The following is a 10,194-nucleotide window of genomic DNA, read 5'->3' as shown; positions in this document are numbered from 1 at the left end:
CGCCCACCCCGCGACCCCGCGCGGCCGCTGCTGACGGTCGGGCTGACGGCCCGCATCGCCCTGGTCTCGGCCCTCATGGTGATCGGCGCCTGGTGGATCTTCAACTGGGAACGGTCGGCCGGGGTGGAGCTGGCCGAGGCGCGCACCGCCGCGGTCAACCTGCTGGTCGCCGTCCAGGTGGTCTACCTGTTCAGCTGCCGCTCGCTGACCCGGCCGGTCTGGCGACTGGGATTCTTCAGCAACCCGTGGGTGATCGGCGGCGTGTTGGTGCAGTTGGCGGGCCAACTGCTCATCACCTACACACCGGTGATGAACGCCCTGTTCGGCACGGCGCCCATCGACGCCGGTGCGTGGCTGCGCGTCGCCGCGTTCGCCGTGCTGGCCTCGGCGGTGATCGCCGCCGACAAGCACTTCCGCCCCCGAGTGATGTGACGCCCCGACCGCGACGCCGCCGGCGGCATCCGCTCACCGCTGCGCGGGGTCGGCCTGGAGCAGCCGCGGCGAGACGTCGAACCCCCATCGCCGGTAGCCGGCCACCGCACGGTCGCTGGAGTGGACGGTGACGCGCTCATGCCCCAGCTCCCGGGCGAGGTCGAGCACGGCCTCGACCAGCCGCCCGCCGAGCCCGCCGTCCCGCTCGTCCGGCACGACGTAGACACACTGCACATCCCCCGAGGCACGCTCGACGGACAGCGGGCTCGGTACCCGTCGAACCGTCGCCAACCAGGCCATGCCGACCACCGTCCCCCCGCGCACCGCGACAACACAGCGATGGCTCTGCTCGTTCTCCCGCGCCCACCGGACAAAGCGGCTGACGAACACCTCCCGCGTTGTCGGCGGCGTGGCCCCGTTCTCCCGCACCCACCGCCACCGAAGCTCCGCCACGTCCGCCAACTCCCGCTGCCGAAGCGGCCGTATCTCCACGACGTCCTCCACCCACCCATCCTCGCACCGGTCCGTCTCGGCCCGTCGCCACCGGCCGCCGGGCAGCGCCGGACGCGGCCCGGCGTGGGTCAGGGGACGTCGGGGAGGGTCAGGGCGCGCGCGTACGGCGTGCCCGTGCGCCGCGCGTGGGATATTCGCTCGCGCACCTCACGCCTGGAGCGCGGTCGGAAACCCGGACCACCGCAGCAGCTCTTGTGGAAGCCCACGCCCGCGTGCAGCAGTACCGAGAGAACTCGCCATGCCACGACGTCCCTACGCCGGGGCGGCGCGAACGCGGAACCCGCGTGGAGGAGCCGGCCCGCGCATCGAGGACAGACCCGCGCTCGTTCAGGACCGTAGCGCTGCTTGCAGGAGGCCCGGCAGGGAAGGCACACGTACGACGTCCTTGCATGTCCAGCCATGCCCGCAGAGTAGCGCCCGGGTACTGACGAACCGAAAGTTATCCACAGGCTGGGGGCGGCAAGTTATCCACAGGCCTGGTGGAACCACTCCGCACCCCGGCATCATCGGTGTCGGCCGCCGGAGCAGGCCTCAGGACGAAGGGAGGTCGGATGACACCAGGCGATCTCATACCCGGCGCCGGCCACGAGCGGCGAGCGGTCCCGCGCCGGTGAGGGCGAGTGCGGCGAAGCGTTCGCCGACGCGGCGGTGCGCGGCGGCGTCCAGGTGCAGCCCGTCCGGCAGCGGCAGTTCGGCGAAGTCGTCCTCTCCGTAAAGGCGGCGCCCGTCGAGGTGGTGCAGGTTCGGGTCGTCGGCGGCCCGCCGCGCCACGAGGCGAGCCAGTTCCTCGCGGATGACGTTCAACGTCAGCTTTCCGGAGGCGCGTTCGTCGGGCTTGCCGGTCGCCGTGAAGCGCACTTCACCTGCGGCGAGCGCTTCGAGGTCGAACGCGGCCGGTCCGGGGGTGTCCTCGTGGATCGGGCAGTAGAGCGGTGACACCACCAGCAGGGGTGTGGTGGGGTGGCCGTCGCGGATCGTGTCCAGGAAGCCGTGCACGGCGGGGCCGAAGGCGCGCGACCTCATCAGGTCGGCGTTGACGAGGTTGACACCGATCTTGACGCTGATGAGGTCGGCGGCTGTGTCGCGAATGGTCCTGGCGGTGAACGGGTCGAGCAGGGCGCCCCCGCCGAACCCGAGGTTGACCAGTTCGACTCCGCCGAGGCGGGCGGCTCGGGCCGGCCAGATCCCGGTCGGGACGGTGGCGTTCGAGCCGTGGCTGATGGAGCTGCCGTGGTGCAGCCACACCGGGCGGTCCGGCTCCGGTGCGGGCTCGACGTGGGCGTCGGCCCGCAGGGCCACGAGTTCGGTGGTCTCGTCGTGCGGCAGCCAGACCTCGACGTCCTTCATCCGGTCGGGCAGTCCACCGAAGCGGAGAGTCCCGGCCGGGCCGGGCCGGCGGGCGGCGGTTCCGGTGGCGGCGTCGAGGTGCAGGGTGTCGCCGCCGGGGACGCTGCCCCGGCCGGCCGGTCGGCCGTCGACGAGCAGCTCGTACACGCCGTCGGGGCGCGGCGGGGCGCCGGCGTAGACGCGCTTGGTCGGGATGGTGTCCAGCTCGACGACTGTCGCCCGGGTGCGGAACACCAGCCGCACACCGGAGGGCTGCGACTCGGCCATGTGGAGCTGCCCGTCGGCGCACTGGGCGCGTGCCCAGGCGGGCAGTCGGTGCGGCAGCAGCCCGCGCCCGGTGCTCTCGATCTCGAGCGCACCGCGTATCAGCTCCCCAGCGAGGGGGGTGTCGGCAAGGCGGGAGGAGGTGGTCATCAGTTCGGCCTGTCAGGATCGGCGGTTCGGTCGTCGGCGCCGGAATCGGGATCGGCGCCGGGAGCGGGAGCGGGCCAACTGCGGAGCATCGCGTCGAGGGAGTCCAGAACGCGGGTCCAGGTCTCGTCGGTGCCGGGAGCGCTGTGGCTGAAGGAGCCGCCGAGTTCCAAGCTGACGTAGCCGTGGAAGACGCTGCCGAGCAGTCGGACGGCGTGTGTCTCGTCCGGTTCCGACAGCTGGTAGCCGCGCAGTAGGGCCCGCGTCATGCGCGCGTGTTGTACTCCGGCGCTGTTGGCGGCGGTCTCCGGGTCGAGCCGGAACTGCGCGGCGGCGTAGCGGCCGGGGTGTTCGCGGGCGTAGTCGCGGTAGACGTTCGCCAACGCGATCAGGGCGTCCTTCCCGGATCGCCCGGCGAGGGCGTCGGCGGCTCGGTCGGCCATCTCCTCCAGGGACAGCAGCGCGATCCTCGTCCGCAGGTCCCGCGAGTTCCGCACGTGCGAGTAGAGGCTGGCGACCTTGACGTCGAAGCGCTTGGCGAGCGCGGAGACCGTCACCTGGTCGAAGCCGACCTCGTCGGCCAGTTCCGCTCCGGCCCGGGCCAGGCGTTCGGCGTTCAGTCCGGCGCGCGCCATGTCTCCTCCTTAACTCACTGGAGTCGATTATGAAATCACCTAAAGCCTTTAGGCAAATCCTTTACCTCTTCAGGCACGCGAAGAGGGCCGGGACCCGTCGGCCCCGGCCCTGCGAGCGCGTCCCTGAGCAGTCGGAACGAGGAGTGCGGAGGTGGAGATCAGGCGCGGACGTAGTCCGCCAGGTGCTCGCCGGTGAGTGTGGCGCGCGCGGCGACGAGTTCGCCCGGCGTTCCTTCGAAGACGATCCGGCCGCCGTCGTGGCCGGCGCCCGGGCCGAGGTCGATGATCCAGTCGGCGTGCGCCATGACCGCCTGGTGGTGCTCGATGACGATGACCGACTTGCCGGAGTCGACGAGCCTGTCCAGCAGGGCGAGCAGCTGCTCGACGTCGGCGAGGTGGAGCCCGGCGGTCGGCTCGTCGAGGACGTAGACCCCGCCCTTCTCCGCCATGTGCGTGGCCAGCTTCAGCCGCTGCCGCTCGCCGCCGGAGAGCGTCGTCAGCGGCTGGCCGAGGGTGAGGTAGCCGAGACCGACGTCGACCAGACGGGTGAGGATCTTGTGTGCCGCCGGGATTCGGGCGTCACCGGTCGCGAAGAACCGCTCCGCCTCGGCCACCGGCATCGCGAGCACCTCGCTGATGTCCCGGCCACCGAGCCGGTGTTCGAGCACCGCCGCCTGGAAACGTTTGCCCTCGCAGTCCTCACAGGTGGTGGCGACACCGGCCATCATCGCGAGGTCCGTGTAGACGACGCCCGCGCCGTTGCAGGTCGGGCACGCGCCCTCGGAGTTGGCGCTGAACAGCGCCGGCTTCACGCCGTTGGCCTTGGCGAACGCCTTGCGGACGGGGTCGAGCAGCCCTGTGTACGTGGCCGGGTTGCTACGCCGCGAGCCCTTGATCGCGCTCTGGTCGATCGCCACGACACCCTCACGCCCGGAGACCGACCCGTGGATCAGCGAGCTCTTGCCCGAGCCGGCCACACCGGTGACGACACACAGCACCCCGAGCGGAATGTCGACGTCGACGTCCCGCAGGTTGTGGGCGTCGGCGCCCCGCACCTCCAGCACGCCGGACGGCTCGCGCACCGACGGTTTCAGTGCGGCCCGGTCGTCGAGGTGCCGCCCGGTGACGGTCCCGCTCGCCCTCAGCCCCTCGACGGAACCCTCGAAGCAGACCGCCCCGCCGCCCGTGCCGGCGCCCGGGCCGAGGTCGACGACGTGGTCGGCGATCTCGATCGTCTCCGGCTTGTGCTCCACGACGAGCACGGTGTTGCCCTTGTCGCGCAGCCTCAGCAGCAGGTTGTTCATCCGCCGGATGTCGTGCGGGTGCAGCCCGATGCTGGGCTCGTCGAACACGTACGTCACGTCGGTGAGCGAGGAGCCGAGGTGACGGATCATCTTGACGCGCTGCGCCTCACCGCCCGACAGCGTGCCCGACGGCCGGTCCAGCGAGAGATAGCCGAGGCCGATCTCCACGAACGAGTCGAGGGTGTGGCCCAGCGCGGTGAGCAGCGGCGCCACGGAGGGCTCCGCGAGCCCCCGGACCCACCCGGCGAGGTCGCTGATCTGCATCGCGCACGCGTCGGCGATGCTGACCTCCCCGATCCGCGACGAGCGGGCGGCCTCGCCGAGCCGGGTGCCGCCGCACTCGGGGCAGGCGGTGAAGGTGACCGCCCGGTCCACGAACGCCCGGACGTGCGGCTGCATCGCCTCCCGGTCCTTGGAGAGGAAGGACTTGCGGATCTTCGGGATCAGCCCCTCGTAGGTGAGGTTGGCGCCTTCGACCTTCACCTTCGTCGGCTCGCGGTGGAGGAAGTCCCGCATCTCCTGCTCGGTGAAGTCGCGGATCGGCTTGTTCGGGTCGAGGAAGCCGGACTCGGCGTAGATCCGTACCGTCCACCAGCTGTCCGACTTCCAGCCGGGAATGGTGAACGCGCCCTCGGCGAGCGACTTGGAGTCGTCGTAGAGCTGACTGAGATCGATGTCGGAGACCGTGCCGCGCCCCTCGCAGCGGGGGCACATGCCGCCGGTGCGGGTGAAGGTCGCCTTCACGGCCTTCCGGTCGCCGCGCTCCACGGTGATCGCTCCGGCGGCCCGGACGGACGGCACGTTGAAGGCGTAGGCGCTGGGCGGGCCGACGTTCGGCCGCCCGAGCCGGCTGAAAAGAATCCGCAGCATCGCGTTGACGTCGGTCGCGGTACCGACCGTGGAGCGGGGGTCGGCGCCCAGCCGCTGCTGGTCGACGGTGATCGCGGTCGTCAGGCCGTCGAGCACGTCCACCTCGGGGCGGGCCAGCGTCGGCATGAACCCCTGCACGAAGGCGCTGTAGGTCTCGTTGATCATCCGCTGCGACTCGGCGGCGATCGTGTCGAACACCAGGGAGCTCTTCCCCGACCCCGACACTCCGGTGAACACCGTCAGCCGGCGCTTGGGGATCTCGACGCTGACGTCCTTGAGGTTGTTCTCCCGGGCGCCGTGCACACGGATCAGGTCGTGGCTGTCCGCGACGTGCGGCGCGGAGTCGGGGGTCCGCCCGTCGCCCGTCTGCGAGGTCGTGCTCATCGTCGTGTCTCCCTCTGGCGGGCAGAGCCGCCCCTCTTCGCCGGGCCGTCACCGTCACGCGGAGGAGGTCGGCCCGCACCATGACGCCTACCGACCTCACGCTAACCAGGGCACGTCGCCCGCGCTTCTCGATTCCTGATCCGCAGCCCGTGCGGCGTGCGCCGCCCCTGACCGACGACCGAGGACGGACGCCGGAGAAGTACGGTCCGTCCGGTGCGGTGCTCCCGCACCGGATGGTTGACTACGCCGCATGGTCCTCGCCCGCGCGTTCCCCGGCCCGGAAGCCGAACCGAAGACCCCGCCCACCCTTCCACCCGATCCCGAGGTGGGCGCGGTTGTCGCGGAGTTGGGCGCCGACGGCCTGCGGCCGCGGACGCCACGGCTTCGGCACCCTCACCCCGAGGCCGCCGTCAGCAACAACGCCCGCACCGCGCGCGCCCGCCGGCTCCACCGCCTCCGCACCGCCCCTCGCCGATGACCGCGCCCGCACGCGGATCACGCCCGTGCCCGATCATCTGGGTGAACGGCGCGTTCGGCAGTGGAAAGACCACGCTGGTCAAGGAGTTGCGCTCGCGCCGGCCCGAAGCCCTGGTCTACGACCCGGAGATGGTCGGCTTTGTCCTCAGGAAGATCGTGGACGTCCCGACCGGCGACTTCCAGGACCTCCGCCTCTGGAGACGCCAGGTCGCCGAGCTCGCCGTCGGACTGGTCGAGGAGTACCGCCGCCCGGTGCTGGTCCCCATGACGCTGGTCGACCCGGCCTACGTCGACGAGATCTTCGGCGCGTTGAAGGCGTCCGACATCGAAGTCCACCACTTCTTCCTCAGGGTCCCCCCGATCGAACTGGAGAAGCGGATCGACGGGCGGACCTTCTTCCCGGCCGACCCCGAACGAGAGGAGCAGGTCAGGCAGTGGGCCAAGGCGAGAATCGAGCGGTGCACGGCCGCGGCCGACGCCCTCCCCCACGACACCCACTTCCTGGACGGCAAGCTGGCCCCCGCCGAACTCGCCGACCGGATACTCGCGTCGGTGCCCCTGCTGAACGCCCCCGGCGGCGGGCCTCAAGGGCCGGCGGTCTCCGGCGGCTCCCACACCGAGCAGTCGTGGGCGAAGAGCACACGCCGTGGGTCGAAGTCGGCGAGTCGGTCCAGCCAGGGCCGGTAGGGAGGTAGCGGCTGCTCGGCGCCGTGGAGGGTCGCGTGGCGGGCCAGCTGCTCGGAGGCGAAGTGCGAAGCGAGGTCGTGGGCCTGGCCGGCGAGGACCAACGAGCCGTCCCGCCGGCGGAGGACGAGCGACTGGTGGCCCTCGGTGTGCCCGGGAGTCGGGATGATCCGGACTCCCGGCCAGATCTCGGCTTCGCCGGCGACCTCCTCGTAGACCGCGCCGGGGAAGTCGATCAGTTCGTCGACGGTGTAGCCGCCCCGACGGGCGGTGGCCAGCTCGACGTCCTGGACGAGGATGGGCGTGCCTGCAAGGAGGGGACTCCCGCCGCAGTGGTCGAAGTGCAGGTGGCAGTTCACGACCATGGAGATGTCGTCGAGGGCGACTCCGGACGCGGCGAGGGCGTCCCGTAGCGGACGGCGTCTGGGTCGGTAGTGCGCCTCGGTCCCGGGACCCGCCTCGCCGATGCCGGTGTCGAAGAGGATCAGCCCGTTGTCGTGGCGCACCAGGTAGGCGAGGACGGGTTCGACTCGTGGCTGGGTGCCGCCCGCCTCCGAGGCAGGCCGGACGAAGTAGCCGAGATCGAGCCGCCGCACCACGGTGTTCTTCCCCATCCGGCCATCCTGGCAGGGCCCGCGGTGTGGCGTCCGGCCCACGCACCTTGTGCCGGAGGCGGTCCGAAGCGGTGAGGACGTGAGGACGGTGAGCCAGGTCCAAATCGCTCGGCACGCTGCTCAGGGCCGACTAACGTTCCGCCCCATGGCAACCGCTTCCGATCTTCCTCCGCGTCTCGGCAGTCTGACCTTCCACGGACCGCTCTCCGAAGCCCGTGCCGGGCGCATCGTCGCACGGCTCGCCGCCGCCTCGCCCTCCACCGTCCTCGATATCGGCTGCGGCTGGGGCGAACTGCTGCTCCGCGTTCTGGAGTCCGTTCCGGGATCGACCGGCGTGGGCCTCGACGTCAACGCCGAGGATCTGGCCAGAGGGAGGAGCCTTGCGGAGGGGCGCGGTCTGGCCGGACGGGTCGAACTCATCGAGGAGTCGGCCCTCGGCACAGCACGCGGGCCCGCGGACGCAGTGCTCTGCCTGGGGTCCGGTCAGGCGCTGTGCGACCCCGGGCAGCCGTACGATCCCGGCGTCGTACTGCACGAGTTGCGCCGCCTGGTCCGCCCAGGCGGACGTGTCGTCCTGGGCGAGGGCTTCTGGCATCGCGCCCCGACGGACCAGGAACTCGCGGCTATGTGGCCCGGGGCGCACGCAGGCGACCACCTGGAGCTCGGACCGCTCGTCGACCTCGCTGTCGAGGCGGGCTTCCGGCCGGCCTGGATCGAGTCGGCGAGCCGTGAGGAGTGGGAGGAGTTCGAGTCCGGCTACCGCCATGACACAGAACTCTGGCTCGCCGTGAACCCGGACCACCCACTCGCCGCCGAGACCCGCGAACGAGTCGACCGCCAGCGGTCGTCCTGGGCCGACGGCTACCGCGACGTCCTCGGCATCGCGTACATGACCCTCGTCCCGGCGACCAGGACCTGAACGGCTCCGAAACCCGGGGGCGGAGAAGGAGTGTCAACCGAGCCAGGGGCAGGGCGGCGGAACGCCGCGTCGCGTGTGCGGTGGAGTTCCGGGGGAGACAACTTTTGCAAGCGGGTGCTTGCAAAAGTTAGCGGGGTGGTGCAGGGTAGGGGCATGGCCTCGTTGCACCCCAGTGAGATCGGGGAGTTCCTGCGGGAGCAGCGTCGTAACGCGCAGCTCTCGTTGCGGCAGCTCGCGGACGCCGCGGGGGTGTCGAACCCGTATCTGAGCCAGATCGAGCGCGGGCTGCGCAAGCCCAGCGCGGAGATCCTCCAGCAGTTGGCGAAGGCGCTGCGGATCTCGGCCGAGACGCTGTACGTCCGGGCCGGGATGTTGGAGGAGCGGGAGCGGGACGAGGTGGAGGTGACGGCGGCGATCCTCGCGGATCCGTCGATCACCGAGCAGCAGAAGCAGGCGCTGCTTCAGATCTACGCGTCGTTCCGAGCCCACAACGACGCGGACGGCAGGAACGTGACAGGGCCGGAAGGCCGAACGGCGGGCGCCGAAGGCGGCGTCGGCACCACAGACACCGCGACATAACCGCCCGGGAAGGACGACTCATGCCGAGCACAGACGAGATCCGTAAGACCATCACCGACCCGACGCCGCTCTACTTCGCGGCCGGTGTGATCGAGAAGGTCCGCACGGAGGCCCCGGAGCGGATCGCGAAGATCCGCTCGACCGACCCGAAGATCGTGCAGGAGCGCGTCCAGGGCGCGCTGGCCACGCTGGACGCGGACCTGAAGAAGCTGCGCGAGCAGGCTCAGCACCTGGCGCTCCAGGGCATCGGCTACGCCGCCGAGGCGGCCGTGAAGGCGAAGGAGGGCTACGACTCCCTCGCCGAGCAGGGCAAGGTCGCCGTGGAGGGCTGGCGCGCCAAGGGTGACGACGCCGACCCGACGTACGAGGCGACCATCGAGCGTGAGCCGGTCACGGTGACCGAGCCGGTCGCCGAGGGCGAGGGCGCCAAGGCGGAGGACAAGGCGGAGAGCAAGGCCGAGGCCAAGGGGGCCGCGGGGCGGAAGCCCGCGGCGAGGAAGACGACCGCACGTCGGTCCACGGCGAAGTCCGAGGACTGAGCGGCGGAGGCGGTATCCGTCCACGGTGGCCGGGCACGGTGGGACGTGTCCGGCTCGCCGTGCGGGTAGCGTTGGGATGACGGACGGCGAATTCTCGAGAGCAGGGTGGTGGCCGGCGTGCTGTTGCAGGGCTTCAACAGTCTGATGGGATTTGTGTACCTCGGGCTGCTGATCTTCGCCATCTTCTGCTTTGTGGACGCGGCGATGCGCCGCCCGGACGCCTACCTCGCGGCGGACAAGAAGACGAAGCAGTTCTGGTTGATCATCCTCGGCGTGGTCGTCGCGGTGAACATCATCCCGATGGGCTTCATGCTGTTCGTGATCGCGGGTGTGATCGCCAACATCGTGTACATGGTGGACGTGCGGCCTGCGCTGATCCAGGTCAGCGGGGGCGGTGGCGGCGGCCGGTACCGGGGCAGCAGCAGCGACGGGCCGTACGGGCCTTACAACGGCGGTCGCTGAGAAGCCCCGCCCCCAGCACCGACC

12 protein-coding genes and 1 pseudogene are annotated in these 10,194 nt (G+C 71.0%); 7 read left to right on the top strand and 6 right to left on the bottom strand.

Annotated features, from left to right (window positions below):
- The coding region (locus FNX44_RS17925) for a cation transporting ATPase C-terminal domain-containing protein (RefSeq protein ID WP_173019221.1) at nt 1-432 on the top strand (432 nt) is incomplete at its 5' end.
- Nucleotides 433-465: 33 nt separating this feature from the next.
- Here FNX44_RS17925 and FNX44_RS17920 read toward each other — a convergent pair.
- From FNX44_RS17920 to FNX44_RS17905, 5 genes are all read right to left on the bottom strand, one after another.
- The gene (locus FNX44_RS17920) at nt 466-936 is read right to left on the bottom strand and encodes a GNAT family N-acetyltransferase (RefSeq protein ID WP_143649292.1); all 471 of its coding nucleotides are present in this window, start codon (nt 934-936) and stop codon (nt 466-468) included.
- A 77-nt stretch (nt 937-1,013) separates the two neighbouring features.
- Nucleotides 1,014-1,346 carry a deoxyxylulose-5-phosphate synthase gene (locus FNX44_RS29015; protein ID WP_143649291.1) on the bottom strand — a complete coding sequence of 111 codons (333 nt, stop codon included), beginning with the start codon at nt 1,344-1,346 and terminating at the stop codon, nt 1,014-1,016.
- Between the two features lie 166 nt (nt 1,347-1,512).
- Nucleotides 1,513-2,706 carry a GDSL-type esterase/lipase family protein gene (locus FNX44_RS17915; protein ID WP_143649290.1) on the bottom strand — a complete coding sequence of 398 codons (1,194 nt, stop codon included), beginning with the start codon at nt 2,704-2,706 and terminating at the stop codon, nt 1,513-1,515.
- Nucleotides 2,706-3,338: a TetR/AcrR family transcriptional regulator gene (locus FNX44_RS17910; protein WP_143649289.1), complete on the bottom strand. Its 633-nt coding sequence runs from the start codon at nt 3,336-3,338 to the stop codon at nt 2,706-2,708. The genes FNX44_RS17915 and FNX44_RS17910 overlap by 1 nt, the downstream gene beginning before the upstream one ends.
- Nucleotides 3,339-3,496: 158 nt before the next feature.
- Nucleotides 3,497-5,896, bottom strand: a complete 2,400-nt coding sequence (locus tag FNX44_RS17905; RefSeq protein WP_143649288.1) for an ATP-binding cassette domain-containing protein — start codon at nt 5,894-5,896, stop codon at nt 3,497-3,499.
- Nucleotides 5,897-6,146: 250 nt separating this feature from the next.
- Here FNX44_RS17905 and FNX44_RS17900 point away from each other — a divergent pair, with 250 nt between their 5' ends.
- On the top strand, nt 6,147-6,374 hold the full coding sequence (locus tag FNX44_RS17900) for a hypothetical protein (RefSeq protein ID WP_143649287.1): 228 nt from the start codon (nt 6,147-6,149) through the stop codon (nt 6,372-6,374).
- Nucleotides 6,371-6,928, top strand: a pseudogene (locus FNX44_RS17895) (AAA family ATPase); the annotation flags it as partial. The gene FNX44_RS17900 and the pseudogene FNX44_RS17895, both read left to right, overlap by 4 nt.
- 29 nt (nt 6,929-6,957) lie before the next feature.
- Here the strand turns inward: FNX44_RS17895 and FNX44_RS17890 are convergent.
- Complete coding sequence (locus FNX44_RS17890; RefSeq protein ID WP_143649285.1) at nt 6,958-7,671, bottom strand: N-acyl homoserine lactonase family protein; 714 nt, start codon at nt 7,669-7,671, stop codon at nt 6,958-6,960.
- Between the two features lie 145 nt (nt 7,672-7,816).
- Between FNX44_RS17890 and FNX44_RS17885 the strand changes: the two genes are divergently transcribed.
- The 4 genes from FNX44_RS17885 (at nt 7,817) to FNX44_RS17870 (ending at nt 10,170) form a co-directional block, all read left to right on the top strand.
- On the top strand, nt 7,817-8,590 hold the full coding sequence (locus FNX44_RS17885) for an SAM-dependent methyltransferase (protein WP_143649284.1): 774 nt from the start codon (nt 7,817-7,819) through the stop codon (nt 8,588-8,590).
- 153 nt (nt 8,591-8,743) lie between these two features.
- Nucleotides 8,744-9,169 carry a helix-turn-helix domain-containing protein gene (locus tag FNX44_RS17880; RefSeq protein WP_143649283.1) on the top strand — a complete coding sequence of 142 codons (426 nt, stop codon included), beginning with the start codon at nt 8,744-8,746 and terminating at the stop codon, nt 9,167-9,169.
- 20 nt (nt 9,170-9,189) lie between these two features.
- Nucleotides 9,190-9,708, top strand: coding sequence for a hypothetical protein (locus tag FNX44_RS17875; RefSeq protein ID WP_143649282.1), 519 nt, complete (start codon nt 9,190-9,192; stop codon nt 9,706-9,708).
- Nucleotides 9,709-9,825: 117 nt separating this feature from the next.
- On the top strand, nt 9,826-10,170 hold the full coding sequence (locus FNX44_RS17870) for a DUF2516 family protein (protein ID WP_143649281.1): 345 nt from the start codon (nt 9,826-9,828) through the stop codon (nt 10,168-10,170).
- The last annotated feature ends 24 nt before the right edge of the window (nt 10,171-10,194 follow it).

Origin of the sequence: Streptomyces alkaliterrae (genome assembly GCF_007097205.2) — a bacterium.
GTDB lineage: Bacteria > Actinomycetota > Actinomycetes > Streptomycetales > Streptomycetaceae > Streptomyces > Streptomyces alkaliterrae.
Note: the sequence above shows the minus strand (reverse complement) of the source record. Positions and strands in the feature narration are given on the sequence as shown.